General features: G+C 68.1%; 25 protein-coding genes and 2 riboswitches. Of the genes, 15 read left to right on the top strand and 10 right to left on the bottom strand.

Annotated features, from left to right (window positions below; all coding sequences use genetic code 11):
- Positions 1-11: 11 nt before the first annotated feature.
- Both ACXMYJ_RS19060 and ramB read right to left on the bottom strand, forming a co-directional pair.
- Positions 12-554 carry a carboxymuconolactone decarboxylase family protein gene (locus ACXMYJ_RS19060; protein WP_260756810.1) on the bottom strand — a complete coding sequence of 181 codons (543 nt, stop codon included), beginning with the start codon at positions 552-554 and terminating at the stop codon, positions 12-14.
- Positions 551-1,990 (bottom strand): acetate metabolism transcriptional regulator RamB, encoded by a 1,440-nt coding sequence (ramB, locus tag ACXMYJ_RS19055; RefSeq protein ID WP_260756811.1) that lies wholly within the window; start codon positions 1,988-1,990, stop codon positions 551-553. Before ramB ends, ACXMYJ_RS19060 begins: the two co-directional genes overlap by 4 nt.
- 129 nt (positions 1,991-2,119) lie before the next feature.
- Between ramB and ACXMYJ_RS19050 the strand changes: the two genes are divergently transcribed.
- The 4 genes from ACXMYJ_RS19050 to ACXMYJ_RS19035 all read left to right on the top strand — a co-directional run bounded on the left by ACXMYJ_RS19050 (position 2,120) and on the right by ACXMYJ_RS19035 (position 6,616).
- Positions 2,120-2,896 (top strand): acyl-ACP thioesterase domain-containing protein, encoded by a 777-nt coding sequence (locus ACXMYJ_RS19050; protein WP_460358469.1) that lies wholly within the window; start codon positions 2,120-2,122, stop codon positions 2,894-2,896.
- A 265-nt stretch (positions 2,897-3,161) separates the two neighbouring features.
- The gene (aceA, locus tag ACXMYJ_RS19045) at positions 3,162-4,448 is read left to right on the top strand and encodes an isocitrate lyase (protein WP_443188882.1); all 1,287 of its coding nucleotides are present in this window, start codon (positions 3,162-3,164) and stop codon (positions 4,446-4,448) included.
- 265 nt (positions 4,449-4,713) lie between these two features.
- A complete protein-coding gene (locus ACXMYJ_RS19040) occupies positions 4,714-5,568 on the top strand; it encodes a 3-hydroxybutyryl-CoA dehydrogenase (RefSeq protein WP_260756814.1) in 855 nt (284 codons plus the stop codon).
- 172 nt (positions 5,569-5,740) lie between these two features.
- On the top strand, positions 5,741-6,616 hold the full coding sequence (locus tag ACXMYJ_RS19035) for a cyclopropane mycolic acid synthase family methyltransferase (protein WP_260756817.1): 876 nt from the start codon (positions 5,741-5,743) through the stop codon (positions 6,614-6,616).
- Between the two features lie 36 nt (positions 6,617-6,652).
- Here ACXMYJ_RS19035 and ACXMYJ_RS19030 read toward each other — a convergent pair whose 3' ends face one another.
- Together ACXMYJ_RS19030 and ACXMYJ_RS19025 are read right to left on the bottom strand one after the other, a co-directional pair.
- Positions 6,653-7,525 carry a polyphosphate kinase 2 family protein gene (locus tag ACXMYJ_RS19030; protein ID WP_443188883.1) on the bottom strand — a complete coding sequence of 291 codons (873 nt, stop codon included), beginning with the start codon at positions 7,523-7,525 and terminating at the stop codon, positions 6,653-6,655.
- Positions 7,526-7,529: 4 nt separating this feature from the next.
- Entirely contained in the window at positions 7,530-8,234 is a 705-nt protein-coding gene (locus ACXMYJ_RS19025) for a TetR/AcrR family transcriptional regulator (RefSeq protein ID WP_260756818.1), read from the bottom strand.
- 84 nt (positions 8,235-8,318) lie between these two features.
- On the opposite strand from ACXMYJ_RS19025, the gene ACXMYJ_RS19020 reads away from it, so the two are divergent.
- The 6 genes from ACXMYJ_RS19020 (at position 8,319) to deoC (ending at position 12,371) form a co-directional block, all read left to right on the top strand.
- A complete protein-coding gene (locus ACXMYJ_RS19020; protein WP_260756819.1) occupies positions 8,319-9,662 on the top strand; it encodes a DUF445 domain-containing protein in 1,344 nt (447 codons plus the stop codon).
- Between the two features lie 92 nt (positions 9,663-9,754).
- A complete protein-coding gene (locus ACXMYJ_RS19015) occupies positions 9,755-10,288 on the top strand; it encodes a helix-turn-helix domain-containing protein (RefSeq protein WP_443188894.1) in 534 nt (177 codons plus the stop codon).
- Entirely contained in the window at positions 10,281-10,940 is a 660-nt protein-coding gene (locus ACXMYJ_RS19010; RefSeq protein WP_260756821.1) for a heparin-binding hemagglutinin, read from the top strand. Before ACXMYJ_RS19015 ends, ACXMYJ_RS19010 begins: the two co-directional genes overlap by 8 nt.
- Positions 10,941-11,002: 62 nt before the next feature.
- Positions 11,003-11,284, top strand: a complete 282-nt coding sequence (locus tag ACXMYJ_RS19005) for a DUF2516 family protein (RefSeq protein WP_067958449.1) — start codon at positions 11,003-11,005, stop codon at positions 11,282-11,284.
- Entirely contained in the window at positions 11,284-11,694 is a 411-nt protein-coding gene (locus ACXMYJ_RS19000; protein WP_443188885.1) for a DUF2599 domain-containing protein, read from the top strand. Before ACXMYJ_RS19005 ends, ACXMYJ_RS19000 begins: the two co-directional genes overlap by 1 nt.
- Positions 11,691-12,371, top strand: coding sequence for a deoxyribose-phosphate aldolase (gene deoC, locus ACXMYJ_RS18995; protein ID WP_260757921.1), 681 nt, complete (start codon positions 11,691-11,693; stop codon positions 12,369-12,371). The genes ACXMYJ_RS19000 and deoC overlap by 4 nt, the downstream gene beginning before the upstream one ends.
- Positions 12,372-12,390: 19 nt before the next feature.
- Here deoC and ACXMYJ_RS18990 read toward each other — a convergent pair whose 3' ends face one another.
- From ACXMYJ_RS18990 to ACXMYJ_RS18980, 3 genes are read right to left on the bottom strand one after another with little or no spacing between them, the layout of a single operon-like run.
- Positions 12,391-13,266, bottom strand: coding sequence for an LmeA family phospholipid-binding protein (locus tag ACXMYJ_RS18990; protein WP_260756824.1), 876 nt, complete (start codon positions 13,264-13,266; stop codon positions 12,391-12,393).
- Entirely contained in the window at positions 13,263-14,093 is an 831-nt protein-coding gene (locus ACXMYJ_RS18985; protein WP_443188886.1) for a carbon-nitrogen hydrolase family protein, read from the bottom strand. Before ACXMYJ_RS18985 ends, ACXMYJ_RS18990 begins: the two co-directional genes overlap by 4 nt.
- 13 nt (positions 14,094-14,106) lie before the next feature.
- Entirely contained in the window at positions 14,107-15,255 is a 1,149-nt protein-coding gene (locus tag ACXMYJ_RS18980) for an agmatinase family protein (protein ID WP_260756826.1), read from the bottom strand.
- Between the two features lie 10 nt (positions 15,256-15,265).
- Positions 15,266-15,334, bottom strand: a riboswitch (guanidine-III (ykkC-III) riboswitch).
- Between the two features lie 118 nt (positions 15,335-15,452).
- A riboswitch (guanidine-I (ykkC/yxkD leader) is annotated at positions 15,453-15,562 on the top strand.
- A 49-nt stretch (positions 15,563-15,611) separates the two neighbouring features.
- Here ACXMYJ_RS18980 and ACXMYJ_RS18975 point away from each other — a divergent pair.
- Complete coding sequence (locus ACXMYJ_RS18975; RefSeq protein WP_443188887.1) at positions 15,612-17,135, top strand: high affinity choline transporter 1; 1,524 nt, start codon at positions 15,612-15,614, stop codon at positions 17,133-17,135.
- Here the strand turns inward: ACXMYJ_RS18975 and ACXMYJ_RS18970 are convergent.
- Both ACXMYJ_RS18970 and ACXMYJ_RS18965 read right to left on the bottom strand, forming a co-directional pair.
- Positions 17,128-17,925: a class I SAM-dependent methyltransferase gene (locus ACXMYJ_RS18970; protein WP_260756829.1), complete on the bottom strand. Its 798-nt coding sequence runs from the start codon at positions 17,923-17,925 to the stop codon at positions 17,128-17,130. The two genes, ACXMYJ_RS18975 and ACXMYJ_RS18970, sit on opposite strands and share 8 nt — an antisense overlap.
- A gap of 22 nt (positions 17,926-17,947) precedes the next feature.
- On the bottom strand, positions 17,948-18,454 hold the full coding sequence (locus ACXMYJ_RS18965) for a DUF2505 domain-containing protein (protein ID WP_260756830.1): 507 nt from the start codon (positions 18,452-18,454) through the stop codon (positions 17,948-17,950).
- Positions 18,455-18,480: 26 nt separating this feature from the next.
- On the opposite strand from ACXMYJ_RS18965, the gene ACXMYJ_RS18960 reads away from it, so the two are divergent.
- Together ACXMYJ_RS18960 and ACXMYJ_RS18955 are read left to right on the top strand one after the other, a co-directional pair.
- Positions 18,481-19,530, top strand: coding sequence for a UDP-N-acetylmuramate dehydrogenase (locus tag ACXMYJ_RS18960; RefSeq protein WP_443188888.1), 1,050 nt, complete (start codon positions 18,481-18,483; stop codon positions 19,528-19,530).
- 15 nt (positions 19,531-19,545) lie between these two features.
- A complete protein-coding gene (locus ACXMYJ_RS18955; RefSeq protein ID WP_443188889.1) occupies positions 19,546-20,844 on the top strand; it encodes a L,D-transpeptidase in 1,299 nt (432 codons plus the stop codon).
- Positions 20,845-20,921: 77 nt separating this feature from the next.
- On the opposite strand, the gene ACXMYJ_RS18950 is transcribed toward ACXMYJ_RS18955, so the two are convergent.
- Positions 20,922-21,680 carry an SDR family oxidoreductase gene (locus tag ACXMYJ_RS18950; RefSeq protein WP_260756833.1) on the bottom strand — a complete coding sequence of 253 codons (759 nt, stop codon included), beginning with the start codon at positions 21,678-21,680 and terminating at the stop codon, positions 20,922-20,924.
- Between the two features lie 225 nt (positions 21,681-21,905).
- On the opposite strand from ACXMYJ_RS18950, the gene ACXMYJ_RS18945 reads away from it, so the two are divergent.
- Both ACXMYJ_RS18945 and mshA read left to right on the top strand, forming a co-directional pair.
- Positions 21,906-23,201, top strand: a complete 1,296-nt coding sequence (locus tag ACXMYJ_RS18945) for an ROK family protein (protein WP_460358413.1) — start codon at positions 21,906-21,908, stop codon at positions 23,199-23,201.
- A gap of 36 nt (positions 23,202-23,237) precedes the next feature.
- On the top strand, positions 23,238-24,548 hold the full coding sequence (mshA, locus tag ACXMYJ_RS18940) for a D-inositol-3-phosphate glycosyltransferase (protein ID WP_460358411.1): 1,311 nt from the start codon (positions 23,238-23,240) through the stop codon (positions 24,546-24,548).
- Positions 24,549-24,670: the final 122 nt, after the last annotated feature.

The raw sequence follows: 24,670 nt of genomic DNA, 5'->3' as shown, positions 1-24,670 counted from the left end.
GGCTGAGCCGTCTAATCGGGGAAGTCCAGCGGAACCTGCAGGGTGGCGATGGTCGCGGCGAGGCCGTCGTATTGTGCTGCGAGCAGGCAGAATTCGATCAGCTGAGGCCTGGTGTAGTGGGTGGCGAGCGCCTGCCACGTCTCGGTGGAGACCCCACGGGTGACGACGAACTCGTCGGTGGCGGTGATCAGGACGCGTTCCCTGTCGGTCAGTCCCTCGGCATCGGGACCGGCGAAGATGCGCGCCTGCATGGTGGCGTCGAGACCGCGGCTGCGGGCGAGTCTGCGGTGCTGCTGCAGCTCGTACTCGCTGTCGCGCAGGTGCCCGACTCTCAGGATCACGATCTCGGCGTCGCGGCGGGACAGCTTGCCCGCATACAGCAGATGCCCCGACAGCGGCAGCCAGGTCAGGAACAGCAGCCGGTGCTGGCCCAGCACGTTCATCAGGCTGAACCGCGGCCTGCGGATACCGCGGGCGCCGAGCTTGGCGATGGCCCAGTTCAGCGGACCGAGTTGCTTGAACCCGCCGGGCGGGATACGGGCGGGTGTACTCATTGCTGCCTCACCAGATAGGGGGACACGGTCGACCGGTGTTCGTCGATGTCGAGCGCGCGGCCGAGCGCGGGGAACGCCCGCTGCGGACAGTTGTCTCGTTCGCACACCCGGCATCCGGCACCGATCGGGGTCGCAGGGACATTGGGGTCACCTGTCATCAGCCCCTCCGAATAGACCAGCCGCTGCGCATGCCGCAGTTCGCAGCCGAGGCCGATCGCGAACGTCTTACCCGGCTGACCATAGCGCGACGCGCGCCGCTCCACGGTGCGCGCCACCCATAGGTAGGCGCGTCCGTCGGGCATCTCGGCGATCTGCACCGAGATCTTGCCGGGGTTGGCGAACGTCTCGTAGACGTTCCACAGCGGACAGGTACCGCCGCTGGAGGAGAAGTGAAACCCGGTGGCGGACTGACGTTTCGACATGTTCCCGGCCCGGTCGACGCGGACGAACGAGAACGGCACACCTCTCATCGAGGGTCGCTGCAGCGTGGACAGCCGGTGGCAGGTGGTCTCATAGCTGACCGAGTAGTAGGCCGAGAGCCGCTCGATGTCGTAGCGGAACTTCTCGGCCACTTCGTGGAACTGGCCGTAGGGCAGCACCGTGGCGGCGGCGAAGTAGTTCGCCAATCCCATCCGTGCCAGCTTGCGCGACTCCTCGCTGGTGAACTTGCCCTCGTCGACCAGCTTGTCGATCAGTCCACCGCATTCCAGGTAGGCGAGCTCGGCGGCCATCCGGAACACCGTTTGACCCGCCGACAGGTGCGCGCCGACCTCCAGGCGCCTGGTCGTCGGGTCGTAGCGGTGCAGCACCCCCTCGCCGAGGTCGATGCGACGAATCACGGTGACGCCGTGGACGAATCGCAGCCGGTCGGTCAGGTCGCCGGCCAGATCGCCGCGGTGCACCCGCATGTCGGCGGTGAGTTCCTCGGCGGCGGTGTCGAGTTCGTGCAGATAGTTCTGGCGTTGGTAGAAGTAGTCGCGCACCTCTTCGTGGGGCATGGAGATGGAGCCGGAGCCCGAGCTTGTGCCGCTGCCGCTTCCGGCGCTGAACCGGTCCTCGGTCGCGGCCACGAGCTGGGTGGTGGTCAGTTGGTAGCGGCGGTGCAGGTTCACCATCGCCCTCGCCAGCGCCGGGTGGGCGCCGACCATGTCGGCGACCTCAGCCGGATCGACGTCGACGTCGAGGTCCCGATCCATCAGGACCTCACGCAGCTCGGCGATCAGGCGGGTGTCGTCCTGGGAGGCGAAGAACGTCGCGTCCACCCCGAAGACCTCGGTGATGCGCAGCAACACCGGCACGGTCAACGGCCGCACGTCGTGCTCGATCTGGTTCAGGTAGCTCGGGGAGATCTCCAGCATCTGGGCGAGCCCGGCCTGGCTGAACCCGCGTTCGCTGCGGAGTTGCCGGACTCGAGCGCCGACGAACGTCTTGGCCACGGTAGGTCAGCCTAGCCGGGACCTAGCATGGCTGCTAAGTGATAATTCGCAGCGTTGGCAGTGGAGGTCGGTGTGGCAGTATCGACCTTCGTGAGTACCACCCCGGGGGCTACCGGCCTGGCCAAGACAATGATGCCCGTCCCCGATAGGCACCCGGATGTCTTCGACGTCCAGTGGCCGCTGCGGGTCGCCGACGTGGACCGTGAGGGTCGGCTCAAATTCGACGCGGCCACCCGACACATCCAGGACGTCGGCACCGATCAGCTGCGTGAGATGGGCTACGAGGAGACCCATCCGCTGTGGATCGTGCGCCGCACGATGATCGACATGATCGAGCCGATCGTGTTCAAGGACATGTTGCGGCTGCGGCGCTGGTGTTCGGGCACGTCGAACCGGTGGTGCGAGATGCGGGTGCGCATCGAGGGCCGCAAGGGCGGACTCGTGGAATCCGAGGCGTTCTGGATCAACATCAACCGGGAGACCCAGGGCCCGGCGCGCATCTCCGACGACTTCATCGAAGGCCTGCGGCGCACCACCGGCGAGAGCCGTCTGCGCTGGAAGCCGTATCTGAAGCCGGGCAGCCGGGACGACGCCGAGCACATCCGGGATTACCCGGTCCGAGTCAGTGACATCGACATCTTCGACCACATGAACAACTCCGTGTACTGGAGCGTCGTGGAGGATTACCTTTACTCGCAGCCGAAGCTGATGAAGGCGCCGCTGCGGGTCACGATCGAGCACGACCTGCCGGTGGCGCTGGGCGACAAGCTGGAGATCATCCGGCACGTCCACCCGGCGGGTTCCACCGACAAATTCGGCGAGGAACTGGCCGATCGGACTGTTACAACGCTCACATACGCCGTGGGCGAGGAGACCAAGGCCGTCGCGGCGATCTTTCCGGTCTGATCGTCGCTGCCAAACAGTACGGGCGTACTGACCTGCGCGAATTCGCTACTGGTCGGTAGCTTCTGAACCGGTTCAGGCCTGTCGGTCTTCGCAAGATTTGCAACTTGGCAGAATTGCTTGGCGGAAATTCGCAGGGGAAACGGGTGGACCTGCGATAACAGCTTCGGGCATCCTCGGATTAGCAAGCCAGCGAAATGCTGGAGCGTTAACAAGGCGCCGAGGTTCACAGAGCCTTTGCAATTTGCAACAACCGAAGGAGCAGCCGATGTCGACTGTTGGCACGCCGAAGTCGCCCGAGCAGATTCAGCACGACTGGGACCACAACCCCCGCTGGAAGGGCGTCACCCGCACCTACACCCCGGCCGACGTCGTCGCCCTGCAGGGCCACGTCGTCGAGGAGCACACCCTGGCCCGCCGCGGCGCCGAGGTGCTGTGGGAGCAGTTGCACGACATGGACTTCGTCAACGCGCTCGGCGCGCTGACCGGCAACATGGCCGTCCAGCAGGTGCGCGCCGGCCTCAAGGCCATCTACCTGTCCGGGTGGCAGGTCGCCGGCGATGCCAACCTGTCCGGCCACACCTACCCCGACCAGAGCCTCTACCCGGCCAACTCGGTGCCGCAGGTGGTACGCCGCATCAACAACGCGCTGCTGCGTGCCGACGAGATCGCCAAGGTCGAGGGTGACACCTCGGTGGAGAACTGGCTGGCCCCGATCGTGGCCGACGGTGAGGCCGGCTTCGGTGGCGCGCTGAACGTCTACGAGCTGCAGAAGGCGATGATCGCCGCCGGTGTCGCCGGTTCGCACTGGGAGGACCAGCTGGCCTCGGAGAAAAAGTGCGGCCACCTCGGTGGCAAGGTGCTGATCCCGACCCAGCAGCACATCCGCACCCTGACCTCGGCCCGGCTCGCCGCTGACGTGGCCGGCGTTCCCACCGTCGTCATCGCCCGTACCGACGCCGAGGCCGCGACGCTGATCACCTCCGACGTCGACGAGCGCGACAAGCCGTTCATCACCGGTGAGCGCACCGCCGAGGGCTTCTACCGGGTCAAGAACGGCCTGGAGCCCTGCATCGCCCGCGCCAAGGCCTACGCGCCGTACTCCGACCTGATCTGGATGGAGACCGGCACCCCGGACCTGGAGCTGGCCAAGAAGTTCGCCGAGGGCGTCAAGAGCGAGTTCCCGGACCAGATGCTGGCCTACAACTGCTCGCCGTCGTTCAACTGGCGCAAGCACCTCGACGACGCCACGATCGCGAAGTTCCAGAAGGAGCTCGGCGCGATGGGCTTCAAGTTCCAGTTCATCACGCTGGCCGGCTTCCACGCGCTCAACTACTCGATGTTCGATCTGGCCTACGGCTACGCCCGCAACCAGATGAGCGCCTACGTGGACCTGCAGGAGCGCGAGTTCGCGGCCGAGGAGCGCGGCTACACCGCCACCAAGCACCAGCGTGAGGTGGGCGCGGGCTACTTCGACCGCATCGCCACCACGGTGGACCCGACCAGCTCGACTACCGCGCTGGCGGGTTCGACCGAAGAGGGCCAGTTCCACTAAGCGCCTTTGCTCGCGAGCGTGCGTGCCTGCAGGCGCCACGCCGTGCAAAACGCAGATAACGTGCACGCTCGCGACGAACGCGTACGCGAAAAGCGTTCGCAGCGAGCTTGACAGCGCAGACCCCGCCCATGAATCTTGGGCGGGGTCTGACGCGTGTCGGCGCGAAATAACCTGTACGCGTACAGAAGCGGGACACCGCGAGCCAGGGGAAACCGCGGACTTCCCCAACAGAGGACTTCCCGCACGTGAGGAGGACGAAGGACAGATGAGCATCGAACGCGTAGGTGTGGTCGGCGCCGGCCAGATGGGCTCGGGAATCGCCGAGGTGGCGGCCAAGGCGGGCGTGAACGTCGTGGTCTACGAGCCCAGCGAAGAGCTCGCGAACGCGGGCCGGGACCGCATCACCGCGTCGCTGGAGCGTGCCAGGGCCAAGGGCAAACTGGCCGCCGACGACTTCGAGGTCACGCTCGCCCGTCTGACGTTCAGCTCCGACCTGTCCGACCTTGCCGACCGCCAGCTGGTCATCGAGGCGATCGTCGAGGACGAGGCCGTCAAGGCCAAGGTCTTCGCGCAGCTCGACGAGGTGGTCACCGACCCGGAGGCGGTGCTGGCGTCGAACACCTCCAGCATCCCGATCATGAAGATCGCCGCCGCGACCAAGAACCCGAGCCGCGTGCTGGGCCTGCACTTCTTCAACCCCGTGCCGGTGCTGCCGCTGGTCGAGCTCGTCAACACGCTGGTGACCTCCGACGAGGCGATCGCGCGGGTGGAGCGGTTCGCCGGGGAGGTGCTGGGCAAGAAGGTGGTGCGCTGCGGGGACCGGTCGGGCTTCATCGTCAACGCGTTGCTGGTGCCCTATCTGCTGTCGGCCATCCGGATGGCCGAGGCCGGGGTCGCCACCGTCGAGGACATCGACACCGCTGTCGTGGCCGGGCTCTCGCACCCGATGGGGCCGTTGCGGCTGTCCGACCTGATCGGCCTGGACACCATGAAGCTGATCGCGGACTCGATGTACGACGAGTACAAGGACCCGAACTTCGCCCCGCCGCCGTTGCTGCAGCGCATGGTCGAGGCCGGACAACTGGGCAAGAAATCGGGGAAGGGCTTCTACACCTACTGACCCACCGAATCGCGATATGCGTACCGCCGGCGACTTCGTTAGGCTGCGTAGCCGGAATATTGACGCGCCGGTTCAGAAGGTAGCCGGCACTGCGGTAGGGCACGTATGCGGCCCGCCCGGGTGTCCGCTGCGTTCTCGGCCGGCGGACGAACCGCAAGGGGTTGCCTGCCGCATGTCGAACGCTGTATCTGATCTGTCGCCGTACTACGAGGAATCGCAGTCGATCTACGACGTGTCCAACGAGTTCTTCGCGCTCTTCCTCGGGCCGACGATGGGCTACACGTGTTCGTATTTCGAACGCGACGACATGACGCTCGACGAGGCGCAGATCGCGAAGTTCGACCTCGCACTGGGCAAGCTCAACCTCGAGCCCGGAATGACCCTGCTCGACGTCGGTTGCGGCTGGGGCGGCGCGCTACGCCGCGCCGTCGAGAAATACGACGTCAACGTCATCGGTATCACGTTGAGCCGCAATCAGTTCGAGTACAGCAGGGCGCTGATGGCCGGTCTCGACACCGACCGCAACGCCGAGGTTCGGCTGCAGGGCTGGGAAGAGTTCGACGAGCCCGTCGACCGCATCGTCTCGATCGGTGCGTTCGAGGCGTTCAAGGCCGAGCGCTATCCGCTGTTCTTCGAGCGGGCCTACGACATCCTGCCCGCCGACGGCCGCATGCTCCTGCACACCATCCTCGCGCACACGCAGAAGTTCTTCCGCGACAACGGCATCAAGCTGACGATCTCGGACCTGAAGTTCATGAGGTTCATCGGCACCGAGATCTTCCCGGGTGGGCAGTTGCCCGCGGTCGAGGACATCGAGAAGCTCGCCGCCGGGTCCGGGTTCACGCTCGAGCGCACCCATCTGCTGCGGCCGCATTACGCGCGCACGCTCGACATGTGGGCCGCCAACCTGGAGGCCAATCAGCAGGAGGCCATCAGGTTGACCTCGCCGGAGGTCTACGAGCGCTACATGCACTATCTGACGGGCTGTGCCGACTTCTTCCGCCGCGGCATCACCAACGTCGGGCAGTTCACCCTCGTCAAAGGCTGAGGCCCCGGCGACCTCCGACAGCGCCCACGTCGGCGATCAGGCCGAGGCCAGCCGCTTCTTCTCCGCCTTGACGTCGAAATGCGGTGGCGGCCAGGACATGTTGAGGCGCTTGAGCGCTTCGATCAGCAGCTCGGTGACAGCCAGCCTGCTGTACCACTTCCGGTTGCACGGCACGATGTGCCATGGCGCGTACTGCGTGGAGGTGCGATCCAGCATTGCCTGGTAAGCCTCCTGGTAGGCCGGCCATTTCAGGCGTTCGTCGATGTCGGCCGGGTTGTACTTCCAGTACTTGTCGGGCCGCTCGAGCCGTTGCGCCAACCGCTTCTTCTGTTCGTCGAGCGAGACGAACATCGCGACTTTGACCAATGTGGTTCCACTGTCGACGAGTTCGCGCTCGAACGCGTTGATCTCGTCATAGCGCGGCTCCCACACGTCGGGCGGCACCAGGTTGTGCACGCGCACGATCAGCACGTCCTCGTAGTGCGACCGGTCGAACACCCCGATGTGCCCGGCCTCCGGAAGCGCCCTGCGGATCCGCCACAAATAGTGATGTGACAGTTCCTCAGCCGTCGGCTTGCCGAAGCTGCGGTACTGCACCCCTTGCGGGTTGCAGCCGCCCACAACATGTTTGACGATTCCACCCTTGCCGGCAGTATCCATTCCCTGAAGGACCAGCAGCACCGAGCGGGTGTCCCCGGAACGGCTGTTGGCGTAGAGCATCTCCTGCAGCTCGGCGAAGCGGGTGTTGCGCTCGGCCTGCAGGGTCGGTGCGTCGGACTTCGAGCCGCGGAAGCCGGGGGTGGCGGCGGCGTCGATGTCGGCCACCTTGTCTCCCGGGCGGAACGCGAGGTAGTCGTGGGGTTCATGGCTCCACAGCGACGGCAGATCGTCGGGCTCAGGAAGCGTCATGCCTCTAGTCAAGCAGCCGGGAGGGCAGTTCCGGCGAAGGATGGGGACTCTGGCGGAACCTGTCCAGCGACCCGTTCACCTCGACGATGCCGCACAGCGCGCTCCACGACAGCATCGTCAGGTAGTCGATCAGTTCTTCGGCCGTCATCCGCGGGTTCGACATCCACGAGTGCGTGGCCAGTTGCACCCCGCCGACGATGTGAAACGCCCACGGTTCCGCACCACCGGTGTCCATCCCGGCCGTGACCATGCGCCGGCGCAGCATCACCGCGAGCATCCGCGCGATGATCTGCTCGGAGTCGGCGACCGCCTTGCTCTTGCTGGCCGAGTTGTTGGCCATGACGAACCGGTAGGGCTCCGGCTCGGCCGCGACGGTCTGGACGTAGACGCGGATGATCTCGCGGGTCAGGTCGTAGCCGTCCAGACTCGACGAGAGTGCGGCTGCCATATTCGGGATCAGCGTGGTCTGCGCGAAGCGCATCATCACCGCGGTGGTGAGGTCGTTCTTGTCGACGAAGTAGCGGTACAGCACGGTCTTGGAGACGCCGATCTCGGCGGCGATCTCATCCATGCTGACGTTGCTTCCGAGCCGGCGGATCGCCTCCAGGGTGCCGTCGACAAGCTCATTTCGGCGCTCGACCTTGTGCTGGTGCCAGCGCCGTTTCCGTCCGTCGGTTTTGACCGCCACCGGCGGGGATTGTTGTGCCACGTTCGCGGTGATCCGTTCCCTAAGTCCGTCTCGATAATACGGTGGCCGGCCGTCGCCGGTTGCCCGCGCGGGGATGATGGGGGAGTGGCTCACCGACTAGACGCCCCCGACAACCGGCACGTCGGCGCGCGTCCGAGTTTCGCCGAGGCGATCGCCGGCGCAGATTCCGCGGCGGACGCCGAACGCAAGCGCTCGTTGCGGCGCATGAAGCTCGTCGCGCTCAGCTTCCTGCTGGGGGCCAGCGTGGTCTTCCTGCTCTGCACGTGGGCGCAGTCGCGGGGGGCGGCATCCGGGGGTGCGGCCCCCTGGATCGGATATGTGCGCGCGGCGGCCGAGGCGGGCATGGTCGGCGCCCTGGCCGACTGGTTCGCGGTGACCGCGCTGTTCAAGCATCCGCTGGGCATCCCGATCCCGCACACCGCGATCATCAAGCGCAAGAAGGATCAGCTCGGGGAGGGACTCGGCAGCTTCGTCCGGGAGAACTTCCTGTCCCCGGCCAACGTCGAGACCAAGTTGCGCGACGCCGATGTGGCGGGTCGGGTGGGCAAATGGCTGTGTGAGCGCAACCACGCCGAGCGGGTGGCCGCCGAGACCGCGACGGTGCTGCGGGTGCTGGTCGAGATGCTGCGCGACGAGGACGTCCAGCAGGTGCTGGACCGGATGATCGTCAAACGCATCGCCGAACCGCAGTGGGGTCCGCCGATCGGCCGTGTGCTGGCCAGCCTGCTGGCCGAAGGACGCCAGGAGGCGCTGCTGCAGCTGCTGGCCGACCGGGCGTTCCAGTGGTCGCTGAACGCCGGTGAGGTGATCGAGCGGGTCATCGAACGTGATTCGCCGACGTGGTCGCCGCGGTGGGTGGATCACCTCGTCGGGGACCGCATCCACCGCGAGCTGATGGACTTCACCGACAAGGTGCGCCGCGATCCCGACCACGAACTGCGCCGCTCGGCAACCCGGTTCCTGTTCGAGTTCGCCGACGACCTGCAGCACGACGATGTGACGATCCGCAAGGCCGAGAACGTCAAAGAGCAGATCATGGCCCGCGACGAGGTGGCCCGGGCCGCCGAGACCGCGTGGACCGCGGCCAAGAGGATCATCCTCGAGTCTGTGGACGACCCGTCGTCGTCACTGCGCACCCGCATCGCCGACACCGTGATGCGCCTCGGGGAGTCCTTGCGCGACGACGCGGAGCTGCGGGAAAAGGTCGACAACTGGCTCGTGCGCGGCGCTCAGCATCTGGTCGGTGAGTACGGGGTGGAGATCACGACGATCATCACCGACACCATCGAACGTTGGGACGCCGACGAGGCCAGTCGCCGGATCGAATTGCATGTCGGCCGTGACCTGCAGTTCATCCGTATCAACGGCACCGTGGTGGGTTCGCTGGCGGGCCTGGTCATCTATTCGGTAGCCCAGCTACTCTTCTGACCTGCGCTAACTAGTGCTTGCAAAAGTTAGCACTCCGCCGTACGGTGGCAGATGTCGGTAATCGGATAACCCACCGCGCGAGGGGGCAACCCATGTCGCAGGATGAGAATCTTGCCGCTGTCGTGTCCAACGCCGCACAGGACATCGGCTCGTTCATCCGGGTGCAGCGCGAAGCTGCACAGGTGTCGGTACGGCAGCTGGCCGAGAAGGCGGGCGTCTCCAACCCGTATCTCAGCCAGATCGAGCGGGGCCTGCGGAAACCGTCCGCAGATGTGCTCAACCAGATCGCCAAAGCACTGCGGGTTTCGGCCGAGGTGCTCTACATCAGAGCCGGAATCCTCGAACCGAGCGAGACGAACCAGGTTCGCGACGCCATCGTCACCGACACGGCGATCAACGAGCGGCAGAAGCAGGTGCTGCTCGACATCTACACCTCGTTCTGCCAGCAGAACGAGGCGTCCCTCGCCGAAGCGAACACAGCAGCGGACGCGGCGCGAGGGGACAGTGTCAGCGACGCAGACGAGGAGCCCGCAACTGAACAAGACAAGAGCCCTCTAGAGATCCCCGAGACTCCGCAATCCATCACAGAACTCAACCTTGAAACGGAAGGACACAGCCATGGCTGAGACCAAGAACCAGCTCGACATCGACGACCTGAAGGCCCCCTTGCTCGCCGCGGTGGGTGCCGCCGACCTGGCTCTGGAGCGCGTCAACGAGATCGTCGCGACCCTGCGTGAGCGTGCCGGCGACGCCCGCACCGACGCCGAGAGCCGCGTCGAGGAGAGCCGGGCCCGGATCACCAAGCTGCAGGAGGATCTGCCCTCGCAGTTCGGTGACATCCGCGGCAAGCTGACCTCCGATGAGCTGCGCAAGTTCGCCGAGGGCTACGCCGAGGCGGCGCAGACCACCTACACCAAGCTCATCGAGCGCGGCGAGGCGGCCATCGAGCGGCTGCGCAGCCAGCCGGCGCTGGAAGAGGCCGCCAGCCGGGTCGAGGGGTACACCGACCAGGCCGTCGAGCTGACCCAGGAGGCGCTGGGCAACGTCGCGTCGCAGACGCGCGCGGTCGGCGAGCGCGCCGCCAAGCTGGTCGGTGTGGAGCTGCCCAAGAGGGCCGAGTCGGCCGCCGAGCCGGTGAAGAAGGCCGCCGAGAAGGCGCCCGCCAAGAAGTCTCCGGCCAAGGCGACTTCGGCCACCTCGGCCACCCCGGCCAAGAAGACCCCGGCCAAGAAGGCTCCGGCCAAGAAGGCCGCCGCCAAGAAGGTCACCCAGAAGTAACGACACCACCGCGTAAGCGGTGGAGTTCGAAAAGGGGACGTAACCCGCATAGGCTGTGAAGCGTGGAGCTCCAAGGCCTTGTGGGTTACGTCCTCTTCGCGTTGCAGGTCGCTGTCCTGGTGACGTCGGTCTACGCGTTCGTGCACGCCGCGATGCAGCGCCCCGACGCCTACACGGCCGCCGACAAGCTCACCAAGCCGGTGTGGCTGGTGATCCTCGGTGTCGGAGTGCTGCTCGCGCTGGTGCTCGGCATCACCGGTGTCGCGATCGCCGCGGTCGCCGCGGGCGTGTACCTCGTCGACGTCCGGCCCAAGATCCTGGAGATCCAAGGGAAGTCACGCTAGTGCGCACGGTGGTGATCTCCGTCGCCGCGGCGGCGGCCGCTGTGGCGTTTGCTCCCACCGCGCAGGCCACCCCGGCTCCGGCGGCGCCGCCGTACGTCGACCACGTGGAGTGGGCGAAGTGGGGGGACCTGTCCAGCCTGCGTGTGTACCCGACCGCGTCGGCGCGACGCATCTCCGGTCACGCCGGCACCCAGGAGCTCGCCGCGGCGGCATGGGCCGAGGTGCTCGCGCTGTCTCCCGATGCCGCGATCCCCGGGATGCAGGAGCAGTTCCTGTGCCACTGGAACTTCGCCGAGTTCGTCCAGCCCGGTAAGACGAGCTGGAATCTGGAACCGTGGCGGCCCGAGGTCAGCGCCGACGAGATGATGGCCACCAGGTGCAATCCGGGCGGCACCGAAGAGCCCTTCTGATGGGTTCCTACACGCGCGGCGCGGTCGCCGCGCTCGTCGACCACACCCTGCTCAAACCCGAGGCCACCGAGGCCGACATCGAGTCCGTGGTCACCGAGGCCGCCGGACTCGGCGTCTTCGCGATCTGCGTGTCGCCGACGTTCGTCACCGCGGTGACCATGCTGGCGCCGGACGCCACCGTTGCCTCCGTGGTCGGGTTTCCGTCCGGCAAGCACCTTTCGGTGGTCAAAGCCGAGGAGGCCCGGTTGGCGGCCGAGGCCGGTGCCCGGGAGATCGACATGGTCATCGACGTCGGGGCCGCGCTGGCCGGAGAACTCGGCGCCGTTTGCGCCGACATCACCGCGGTCCGCGAGGCAGCTCCCCGGGCGGTGCTCAAGGTGATCGTCGAGTCGGCCGCGATTCTCGGCATCAGCGGTGAACCGCTGCTTGTGGACGTGTGCCGGGTCGCCGAGGACGCCGGCGCCGATTTCGTGAAGACTTCCACCGGCTTTCACCCCAGCGGCGGGGCGTCGGTCCGTGCCGTCGAGCTGATGGCCGGCGCGGTGGACGGCCGGCTCGGCGTGAAGGCCAGCGGCGGGATCCGGTCGGCCGCCGACGCGACCGCCATGCTCGATGCCGGCGCCACCCGGCTCGGATTGTCCGGCACCCGAGCGGTGCTCGCTGGTTTCCCCGACTGACCGTTACCGGGACCGACTCTTACAGGCCGGCGAAGCAGGGATCGTCGGTCTGCTTCGGGATCGACGCGTTACGGGTCGAGAACTGGCTCACCACACCGGCATCGGTGACCTCGACGGAATCGGCGCGGATGTCCATCGGGTAGTCCTGCGTCAGCTGCGAGGTGAACGCGTCCAAGGCCGGCTGCACGGCCTCGCGCGGCAGTGTGAACCCCAGCCCGGTGACCTGCTGCACCTGCAGCGCGATGCCGCCGTCGGCGACCTCGGGCCGCGCGGTGATGCTGCCGAGGGCGCCCTCGAGCTCGATGGTGCCGTCGCTCGGGTTGGTGGTCACCCCGGTGACGAAGCTGCCGACGAGCGGGATGGCGCCCTGGATGGTCTGCTTGATGCCCTCAGCGCTCCAGGTGATGTTGGCGACCAGCGACCCGATGGTGCCGGCGGAGTTCGCGGTGTCCTGCAGCCGGACGTCGTTGATGTCCAGGTGCACCTTCATGCCCTTGGCGTCGCGGACCTGGTTGCCCGCGGTTTCGATCCGGATGTTGGTGTAATGCCCGGACACGTGCTGCATCAGGAACGGCGGCAGCACCCCGAACGACGCGGTGGCGTCGTCCTGCACCACGCACTCCACGGTTGCGGCGACGACGGTGTCGGCGCGATTGCGTGCGTAGAGCTCACCGCCGAGCAGGCCCGCGATCACCAGCGCAAGCACGATGACGACGGCCAGCACGATCGAAAGGGGGTCGCTGAAGAGGTTCTTCAGTTTCGCCGGCAATGAGGAACCTTCCTGCGGGGCGGCGGAGGTCGGCCCTGGCGCATGGCCGGGGGGCTGGTCCTGCGGAAACGGCATCGGCGGCGGACCGGGCGGTTGCTGCGGCGGACGGGCCCAGGGATCAGTCACGCCAGCGATTGTGCCTTACCGCGATGAGCCAATCCTGAGCGGTTGTGCATCACCGCGACCGTCTCGCGGGCTTTGCGGGCGGCGTCCAGGTCGATGTCGCACACCAGGAGCTCGGGTTCGTCGCCCGCCGAGGCCAGCACCTCGCCGAGCGCGGAGGCCACCACGCTGCCGCCCACCCCGGTGGGTCCGAGCGCGGCGATCTCGTCACCCGGATACGCCTGCCCCACGGCCGCGACCACGCTGTTGGTGTCGATGGCACGGGCCCGGGCCAGCAGGGTCCACTGGTCCCGCTTGCCGGGCCCGGTACCCCACGACGCGTGCGCGGTGATGACCTCCGCCCCGCGTTCGGCCAGTTCGACGTACAGCTCGGGAAAGCGGATGTCGTAGCACAGCGTCAGACCGACGTTCACCGTCCCCGACCCGCTGTCGACGGCTATCACCACCGGTTCCCGGCCGGGTGCGACGGTCGCGGACTCGGTGAAGCCGAACGCGTCGTACAGGTGGATCTTGTCGTAGCGCGCCTCCACCCCGGGGCCGGTGGCCAGCAGGGTGTTGGTGACGCGGTCGTCGTCGGCGGACGGGACGAACATGCCCGCGACGACGACGATGCCGGCCCGGGCGGCCACGTCGCGCACCGCGGTGGACCAGGGCCCGTCAAACGGCTCGGCGACCTGGGCCAGTGGCACCCCGAAGCGGCACATGGTCGCCTCGGGGAACAGCACGAGGGACGCGCCCGCCTCGGCGGCGCGGCCGGTGTACTCCTCGACCAGCGCGAGGTTGCCGCGCGGATCGGTGCCGCTGCGGATCTGGGCCAAGGCAATACGCATGCCCCCAGACTAGTTAGGGCCCCCAGGCCGGGCGGTTGGCCTTGGCCGCCTTCTTGCCGAGCTTGCCGGACCGGACCTGCGCGGCCAGGCTGTCCAGGATCACCCGTGAGCTCATCAGCGCGGTCTGCTCGGCCCAGTCGTAGGGCGGTGAGCATTCGACCACCTCGATGCCGGCCAGGCCGGGTTCGGAGACCATCTTGACCAGGTTGAGCGCCTCCCGGGGCAGCAGTCCGCCGGGTTCCGGCCAGCCGGTTCCCGGGACGAACCCGGCGTCGATGACGTCGATGTCGAAGGACAGGTAGACCGCCTTGGCGTCCTTCCATGCGATTTCAAGGGCGACTTCTGCAATCTTCTCCACGCCGACGCGCTCGACGTCGCCGACGGTGATCACCGTCGACTTGCGGTCCCGGCCCACCTTCACGCCTTCGCGGGGGCTCTGCCAGCCGCCGATGCCGATCTGCACCAGGTTGGTCGCCGGCGCGTTCTTGATGTTGGTGGCGTGGAACCAGGGTGTGGTGTGCATCCGCTCGTCGAGGTCGGTCTCCTGGGTGTCGACGTGCCGGTCGAAGTGGATGATGCCGATGTTGCCGTCCATGTACGGGGCCAACCCGCGGATGGTGGGGAAGCCGATGGAGTGATCACCGCCCAGCACCACCGGCATGACGCCTTTCTGGGCGACGTGGGCCATGGCCTGGCTGATCTGATCGAACGACTTCTCCAGGTTGCCCGGGATGGTGAACACATCACCGATGTCGACCATGTTCAGCTGTTCGCGCAGATCGACACCGGACTCATAGTTGTAGGTCCCGAAGAGGTTGGTGGAGCGGCGAATTCCCTGCGGGCCGAACCGGGTTCCGGGCCGGTAGGTGGCGCCGGCGTCCAGCGGAACACCGAATATCGCGACCTCGGCGTCGTCGACCTCGTTGACGTCCTCGATGAACGGGCACTTCAGGAAAGTGCCGCGCTCACCGGCGAAATGGGGTTTCTCGCCGCGGACGAACGTCGAGATCGTCCGGTCGTTGATCGTCGGCGCGGCCTCCAGGCCGTAGCTCAGGCCGCGGTCGATCTCCTCGCGCAGCCGCCGATCGCCGAGCCGGGCCTCGGCCTGTTGAGCCCACGCGCCCTCGGCGTTGGGCAGCGACGGGTCGGGATAGTCGGACATGAAAGCTCCCAACGCGCCGTCTTGTCGCTGACCGGGTACGACGCACCTCGTCCGGGGCGCCGGATCGCACAGCGCCTGCGACAATTGTCAACACGTCGGTGAATTGCTGTCCACTGGAACAGGAAACGCATCGTTTACATCCGGTGCGCCCGGACGTAATGCACGGGAGTTTTCCTGGCTGGGACTCACATCGGCATGTGGGGCGCGCCTAGGGTTCCGCCGGCAGGCAGCCGGGTCTGGTCCGAGAGACGCAGGTGGCCGGCACCGGAGCCCGGCCGCTCCACGGCGGGACAAAAACCCGGGAGACTTCCGCAAGTGTGGAGGCTCGGTCTCCGCGTGATCTCGGGAGATCCCCAATGATCCTTCTCGGTGTGGCGATCAGCATCGCCATCGTGGTGGCCGTCGGTTTCGCTGTGTCTCGGCGCATCGAAGGCGACAGCGCGAATTTCCTTGTCGGCGGCCGGATGTTGCCGTTCTGGCTCGTCGGCGGTGCGTTGATGGGCGCGGCGGTCGACACCAACGCCACCCTCGGAAACACCGATCTGGCCTTCGAATTCGGATTCTGGGCCGGTGCCTGTCTGCCGCTGGGGCTGGCGTTGTGCCTGACGATCACCGGCATCTTCTTCGCCAAGCCGATGAACCGGATGGGGCTGACGTCGTTCCCCGACTACTACCGGCTGCGGTTCGGTCGCTCGGTGGAGATCGGCGCCTCACTGCTTCTCGTGGTCGCGTTCTGCATGCTGGTGGCCGGCAACCTGGTCGCCGGCGGCCTGCTGTTCAACTACTTCCTCGGTATGCCGTACTGGCTCGGGGTGGTGCTGATCGCGGCCGTCGCGGTGGCCTACACCGGGACCGGCGGACTGATCGCCGACGCGTACACCGCGATCATCCAGATGGCACTGATCCTGGTCGGCGCGATCGGGCTGTTCATCTGGATGACGAGCACACATGGGCTCGACATCGCCGAGGGCACGGGACCATTGGCGCTCGGTCAGCTCTCCGACCCGGCTCAGGGTGCGGTGATCAACTGGGCGACACTGATTGCGCTGGGGATCGGCGACATCGTCGCAATCGACTTCATGGCGCGGGTGTTCTCGGCGAAGTCGCCCGAGGCCGCCCGCAAGGCCTGCTTCACCGCGGCGGCCGGCACGGTGGCGATCTGCATCCCGTTCGGACTGGTCGTGCTCGCCGCGCATTCGTTCCTGCCGGAGGAACTCGACGGGCCGGTGCTGTTCGTGCTGCTGGACCGGTACGCGCCGGCCGGGCTGACGGTGCTGGTGCTGTGCGGGCTGGTCGGCGCGTCGATGTCGACCGCCAACGGTGCGATCCTGGCGATCTCGAATGTGTGCGTGCGCAACCTCGGCGGGGTGCGGCGCGTGCATGTGCCCGGGAAGAAGGATCCACTGCTGCGCGCCGCGCGCATCGCGATGGCGCCGATGACCCTGTTCTCCATCCTGTTCGCGATCTACGTGCAGCAGACGGGAATTCTGCTCACGCTGGCATTCGACCTGATGCTGGCCTGCCTGATCGTGCCGTTCATCCTCGGTCTGGTGTGGCGGCGCGGGACCACCACCGCGGCCGTCGCCGCGATCGCCGTCGGTTTCGCGGTCCGGATCGCGCTCTTCGCGCTCACCCCGACGATGTTCGGTGTCGAGAACACCATCCTGTACATCCCCAACGACCTCATCAGCGCCTCCTTCGACGGCTGGCCGACGTTCATCGCGTTCCTCGCGGGTCTGCTGACCTATGTCGTGGTGGCACTGATGACCCCGCCCGCGCACATGCGGGGTCTCGACATACAGGTCGCCAAGGATCTCGACGACGTCCTCGACGATGCGGACCGCTTCGAGAAGGAACCCGAGCCCGAGCCCGTCAGCTGACCGGTGCGACGGCGTCCCACGGCACCGTGAGGACGCCGTCGCGCCGACTGCGGCGCGGCGATGTCACCGGAAACCCTTCGCCGGCAAGCAATTCCAGCATTGCCCGCCACCGGATCCGCGGACCGAACACGCCGTGGCCGGCGACGCTGGCCCAGGCGCGATCGGCGGCACGCAGCAGTGTGTGGATCGGCTGACCCGGCACGTTGTGGTGGATCAGCACCTTCGGCAGGCGTTCGGCCAGATCCGACGGGCGCTCGATCGCGAACGGATCGCAGGCCAGCGTGAGGCTGACCGGCGAGGCGGTGTCCAGCAGCACCCAGCAGCACAGCCGGCCCAGCTCGTCACAGGTGCCGTCCACGATCAGGCCGCCGGGGGCGACGCCGCGGCGCATCGCGGCCCAGGCGTCGTCCACCTCGTCGACCGGATACTGACGCAACACGTTGAACGCCCGGACCAGGATCGGCCGGTGTCCGGCCAGTTCGAAGCCGCCCAAAGCGAATTCGACGCCATCGGGGGTCCCGTCCCGCACCGCGGCCTGACCGGCGCGCACCCGCTCCGGGTCGATCTCCAGTCCGATCACCCGTACGTCGGGGCGAACCCGGCGCAGCCGGATCGCCAGCTCCAGCGTGGTCACCGGTTTGGCGCCGTAGCCCAGGTCGACCACCAGCGGGTCGGCCGTCGACTGCAGCGCGGTGCGGACCCGGCAGGAGTGGACCAGCCAACGGTCGCTGCGCCGAAGCCGGTTGTGGCCGGTGGTGCCCCGGGTCACCTGTCCGAGCGGGGCAGCCATGGCGTGAATGGTAGAGACCCGGTCAGCTGTTCTCGGTGATCCACACCGTGGTGAACCGCTGTTCGGCGATCACCAGATCCACCAGCTGACTGCCGATGAAGTTCTCGATCTTGCCGCCGATCAGAGGTACCCGGACCTCGACGGTGGCCGTCAATGTCATCCGCGCCCCGGCGCCGGCCGGCCCCAGCTGCGCCTCGCCGGTCAGCTCGGCCGGAGCACCCGGGATCGAGCCGCGCACCACCCCCGAGGCGCGCCCGTCGCTGATCGGTGTCCAGATCTCCTCACGCACCAAGCTCAGGTCACCGCGGTGGAACTGCGTGACCACCGCGGGCAGACGGTCGGCGCGCAGCGTCTGGGTGGTTTTGACGCGGACGTTTCCCGCCTCGTCGACCACCATCTCGTCGAGCGAGGCGTGATCGGCACCGGAGTCACTGAGCCGGACCAGCCAGTAGTGCTCGTCGCTGAACGCGTTGTGTACCTGTTCGACCGTGCCCTCGTACTCGGCGGCCATGTCGAATGAACGAGGCATAGCTGGCCACGCTACCGTTAGCTGTCGTGGTCAGTTCGTTGTCCGGCGGCGTGCCGTGTGCCCAGCACGTGCCGCTCGCACCGCTGACCACGCTGCGTGTCGGTCCCTCGGCGCGTTGCCTGATCACCTGCGAGACCACTGAGCAGATCGGTCCCGCGGTTCGCGAGGCCGGACCGGACGCGCTGATCCTGGCGGGCGGGTCCAACGTGGTCATCGCCGACGACCTGGCCGATCTGACGGTGGTGCGGCTGGCCAACACCGGCATCGACATCGACGGCGCCGTGGTGCGCGCCGAAGCCGGCGCGGTGTGGGACGACGTCGTCGCCGCGACGTTGGCGCACGGTCTGGGCGGTCTGGAGTGCCTGTCCGGTATCCCGGGATCGGCGGGTGCGACGCCGGTGCAGAACGTCGGCGCCTACGGGGCCGAGGTGGCCGACACCATCACCGGGGTCAGGCTGCTCGACCGCCGCACCGGTGAGGACCGCTGGGTCACCCCGGAATCCCTGCAGTTCGGTTACCGCACAAGCATTGTCAAGCACTCGTCGGCCTGGGTGGTGCTGGAGGTGGAGTTCACGCTCGACCCGTCGGGACGCAGCGCGCCGCTGCGCTACGGGGAGCTGGCCACCGTACTGGGCGTCGCACCGGGGGAGCGTGCCGAACCGGCCCGGGTGCGGGCGGCGGTGCTGTCGTTGCGGGCCGGCAAGGGCATGGTTCTCGACGACGCCGACCACGACACCTGGAGCGTCGGCTCGTTCTTCACCAACCCGGTGGTCAGCCGTGCCGAATTCGACCGGCTCGCCGCGTCCGTCGACGGTCCGGTGCCGAACTATCCCGCCCCGGGCGGGGTGAAGCTCGCCGCCGGCTGGCTCGTCGAACGCGCCGGATTCGCCAAGGGCCATCCCGGGGACGGTGCGCCGGCCCGGCTGTCGACCAAGCACGCGCTGGCGCTGACCAACCGAGGGTCCGCCACCTCCGCGGAGGTGATCGCGCTGGCCAGGGCGGTGCGCGACGGTGTGCGGGCCGCGTTCGGGATCGACCTCACACCCGAGCCGGTGCTGGTCGGCTGCTCTCTCTAGGTACCGTGGCTTCACGTGAGCCCTGCTGAATCGCTGCCGTCGATCACGCGGCGGCGTGCCCTCGCCGCCCTGGCGGTCGGCGTCGTCGTACCCGGTGCGTTGGCAGCGTGCGCGTCCAGCGACAACGGCCCGCCCGGCGGATCCGACGCCGGCGAGGCGGCGAAGGATCCGACGCTGCGCTTCGAGCCCGCGAACGCGGCCGACGACGTCAAACCCAACACGCCGGTCAGCGTCGAGGTCACCGACGGATGGTTCCAGAAGGTCACCCTGACCAATGCCGGCGGCAAGGTGGTCCAGGGCGCCCTGAACCGGGACCGCACCGTGTTCACCGTCACCGAACCGCTCGGCTACGGGGTCGAGTACACCTGGGCGGGCACCGCGGTCGGCAAGGACGGTAAGTCGGTGCCGGTGGAGGCGTCGTTCACCACCGTCGACCCGTCCGTGCAGGTCAACGGTAGGTTTCAGCTCGCCGACGGGCAGACCGTCGGGGTGGCGGCGCCGATCATCCTGCAGTTCGACTCCGCGATCGCCGACGACGACCGCGCCGAAGTCGAGAAGGCGCTGACGGTGACGACCACGCCGCCGGTGGAGGGCAGCTGGGCCTGGCTGCCCGACGAGGCCGCGGGGTCCCGGGTGCACTGGCGGACCAGGGAGTACTACCCGGCGGGCACCACCGTGCACGTCGACGCGAAGCTCTACGGCGTGCCGTTCGGCGACGGCGCCTACGGGGCCGCGGACTCGACGCTGGACTTCTCCGTCGGCCGGTTCCAGGTGGTGAAGGCCGAGGCGTCCTCACACCGGATCCAGGTCCTCACCGACGCCGGCGTGATCATGGACTTCCCGTGCAGCTACGGCGAGGGAGATCTTGACCGCAACGTCACCCGCAGCGGGATCCACGTGGTCACCGAGAAGTACGAGGACTTCTACATGACCAACCCGGCGGCCGGCTACGCCAACGTTCGGGAGCGGTTCGCGGTCCGGATCTCCAACAACGGCGAGTTCATCCACGCCAACCCGGCCAGTTCGGGCGCCCAGGGCAACAGCAACGTCACCAACGGCTGCATCAACCTGTCGCTCGAGGACGCCGAGCAGTACTTCAACGTCGCGATCTACGGCGATCCCGTCGAGGTGACCGGCACCCGCATCCCGCTGTCCTACGCCGACGGTGACATCTGGGATTGGGCGGTGCCCTGGGACGAATGGGTTTCGATGTCGGCGCTGTCGGAGCGCGACGCTCCGGAGAACATCCCCAGCACCGCGCCGGTGACGCCGTCCGAGGCGCCGCAGCCGGTGGGTGACCGCCCCGGCCGCTGACCGGTTTTCCCGCCGAAATCGCATTCCACGCGCGTCAAGTGCGACTTGACGCGCGTGGAATGCAATTTCGGCGGAGGTCAGGTCACCCGGTTGAACCGTGACCCGGACGCGCCACTGACCTGGTCGCGCGGGCGGACCACGATCAGATCCAGGTCGACGTGGGGCGGGCGGCTTGCCACAAACCCGATGATCTCGGCGATGTCCTCGGCGACCAGCGGCGTCACGCCCTCGTACACCTTGTCGGCGCGTTCGGTGTCACCGTCGAACCGGTTGAGCGAGAAGTCGGTTCGCACCATGCCCGGGGCGACCTCGGTGAGCCGGACCGGCTTTCCGAGCAGCTCGCTGCGCAGCGTGCGGTGCAGCACACCCTGGGCGTGCTTGGCCGAGGTGTAGCCGGCGCCGTTGTCGTAGATCTCCACCGCGGCGATCGAGGTGACGGTGACGATCAGCCCGTCACCCGAGTCGATCAGCTTGGGCAGCAGCGCGCGGGTGACGTGCAGGGTGCCCAGCACGTTGGCCTCCCACATCCAGCGCCAGTGCTCGACGTCGGCGTCGGCCACCGACTCGAGTCCGCGGGCTCCGCCGGCGTTGTTGACGAGCACATCGACGCGGTCGAGCCGTCCGGCGAGCGCCGCCACGGCCGTCGGATCAGTGACGTCGGCCACAATCGCCGTCCCGTCCAGCTCGGCGGCCAGCGCTTGGATCGGAGCTTCCCGGCGGGCCACGCAGACCACGTGAAAGCCTTGTGCAGCAAGCGTTCTCGCGGTCGCTTCGCCGATTCCGGCGCTGGCTCCGGTGACCACTGCGACCCGGCGGGCATCTGATGGCGTCGTCATGAGGCCAAGCCTAGGCGCACGCATCCGACCGTCGCGCGGGCCCGCGAAGCCGTGCTAAGTTCTCGCCATGTCTCCGAACAGTCAGGCAGTTCCCGCTGCCGCGCGGCGTGCGTGTTGTTGTTGCGCACCTCGCCGCGCCTGACTGCGCCCGGACTGATCACGTCCTGCTGAGTCGCCAGGTGTGGCATCTGCCAGACCATCCCCGACTCGACGAAGGACAGCTCCGTGAGCACTGCCACTCTCGCCCCACGCTCCCGCACCACATCGCCCAAGCGCGTCAAGCCGGCTGCCGGGGGCGGCCGCTACCCGCAGGCGCTGCTGCACCACATCGTCGCCCCCGCGCTGCGCGTCCCCGAGGCCGCCGCGGCGGCGGTGTTCGCCGCGGCCCGCCAGCGCGGGCCCATCGCCCGTGACGTCATCGCCCAGGTCACCGGCCTCAGCATCGCCACGGTGAACCGCCAGGTCACCGCGCTCCTGGACGCCGGCATGCTGCGCGAGCGCGCCGATCTCGCGGTGTCCGGCGCCATCGGCCGGCCCCGTGTCCCGGTAGAGGTCAACCACGAACCCTTCCTGACGCTGGGCATCCACATCGGCGCCCGCACCACGATCATCGTGGCCGCCGATCTATTCGGCCGCACGCTCGACGTCGTGGAGACGCCGACCCCGCGCGGCCCCCAGTCCGCCGCGCTGACGGCGATCGCGGGCAGCGCCCGCCGCTACCTGAGCCGCTGGCACCGTCGCCGCCCGCTGTGGGTCGGGGTGGCCACCGGCGGCGTCGTCGACAGCACCACCGGCTATCTCGACCACTCGCGCCTGGGCTGGTCTGACGCGCCGGTCGGCCCGGTGCTCGCCGAGGCCATCGGCTTGCCGGTGTCGGTCGCGTCGCACGTCGACGCGATGGCCGGCGCGGAACTGCTGCTCGGTGTGCGCCGCCAGCCCGACACCACCTCCACCAGCCTGTACGTGTACGCCCGCGAAACCGTCGGCTACGCGCTGTCCATCGGGGGTCGGGTGCACTCGCCGGCCAGCGGTCCGGGCACCATCGCCGGACTGCCCGCGTTCTCTGAACTCCTCGGCGGCACAGGGCAATTGGAGTCTACTGTCAGCGACGAGGCGGTACTGACCGCGGCTCGCAGGGCGCGCATCGTGCCCGCCGAGGGGCCGGCGTCGACCGTCACGGCCGTGCTGCGCGCGGCCCGGCAGGGCAACGAGCAGGCCGTCGCGCTGGTGGCCGAACGGGCGCGGGTCCTCGGCGAGGCCGTCGCCCTGCTGCGCGACATGCTCAACCCCGACGACCTGGTGGTCGGCGGCCAGGCCTTCACCGAATACCCCGAAGGCATGCCACTGGTCGAATCCGCGTTCGCCGCCCGCTCCGCGCTGCCGCACCGCGACATCCGGGTGACGGCGTTCGGCAACCGCATCCAGGAAGCCGGCGCGGGCATCGTGTCCCTCGGCGGGCTGTACGCGGACCCGATCGGCGCGATGCGGCGGGCGGCTCGCAGGCCCGAAGTCAGTGCCTGAGGTCGGCCCGCGGCCCGGCGGTGTAGACATGACGATGTGCGTCTAGCGACCGAACCGTCCGGACTGCCCCAGCCACGCCGGGTGGCGGTGCTGTCGGTGCATACCTCCCCACTGGCCCAGCCGGGCACGGGCGACGCCGGCGGCATGAACGTCTACGTGCTGCAGACCGCGCTGGAACTGGCGAGCCGCGGGGTCGACGTGGAGATCTTCACCCGGGCCACCTCGTCGTCCGACCAGCCGGTGGTGCCGGTCGCGCCCGGGGTGCTGGTACGCAACGTCGTGGCGGGCCCGTTCGAGGGGCTGGACAAGAACGACCTGCCGACGCAGCTGTGCGCGTTCACCGCCGGCGTCCTGCGCGCCGAGGCCACCCACGAACCCGGCTACTACGACGTGCTTCATTCCCACTACTGGCTGTCGGGCCAGGTCGGGTGGCTGGCCGCTGACCGGTGGGCCGTGCCGCTGGTGCACACCGCCCACACCTTGGCGGCGGTCAAGAACGCGTCGCTGGCGGACGGCGACACCCCGGAGCCGCCGATGCGCTCGATCGGCGAGCAGCAGGTGGTCGACGAGGCCGACCGGTTGATCGTCAACACCGAACACGAAGAGCACCAACTCGTTTCGCTGCACCAGGCCGATCCGTCGCGCATCGACGTGGTGCACCCCGGGGTCGATCTGAAGACCTTCACACCCGGCGAGCGCAGAGCCGCCCGGGCCGCTCTCGGGCTGGACATCGAAGCGCAGATCGTGGCGTTCGTCGGCCGGATCCAGCCGCTGAAAGCTCCCGACGTGCTGTTGCGCGCGGCCGCCCTGCTGCCGGGAGTGCAGGTGGTCATCGCCGGTGGCCCGTCGGGGTCGGGACTGGCCACTCCGGACAACCTGGTTCATCTCGCCGCGGAGCTGGGTATTTCCGAGCGGGTGACCTTCCTTCCCCCACAGTCGCGCGACCAACTGGTGCAGGTCTACCGGGCCGCGGACATCGTCGCGGTGCCCAGCCACTCGGAGTCCTTCGGGTTGGTCGCCGTCGAGGCCCAGGCGTGTGGGACGCCGGTGGTGGCCGCCGCGGTCGGCGGACTCCCGGTCGCGGTGCGCGACGGTGTCAGCGGCGCCCTCGTCGATGGCCACCACCCCCGCGCATGGGCGTCGACGCTTTCGGCGGTGCTCGCCGCCGACGCGGCCGCGATGAGCCGCGCCGCCCTCGACCACGCCGCCACGTTCTCCTGGTCCCACACCGTCGACGCTCTGCTGGCCGGGTACGGCCGGGCCATCGCCGATTACCGTGCTGCACACCAGCTTTCGGCTCGGCGCAGCGGGCGTCGGTTCTCCATGCGCAGAGGAGTCCGGGCATGAGTTGCCCTGTGTCAAGCCGCCCTGGGTTGATCCTGGTTGATCAGCTTTTGGAGGGCCCTGTGTTGGGTGGGATCGTAGGCGACTTCGTCGTGCCAGCAGTGCCAGAGGATGTAGAGCCAGGC

It is taken from the genome of Mycobacterium sp. ZZG (assembly GCF_054786995.1).
The sequence above is the reverse complement of the archived record's forward strand: the minus strand, read 5'-3'. Positions and strand labels throughout refer to the sequence as shown.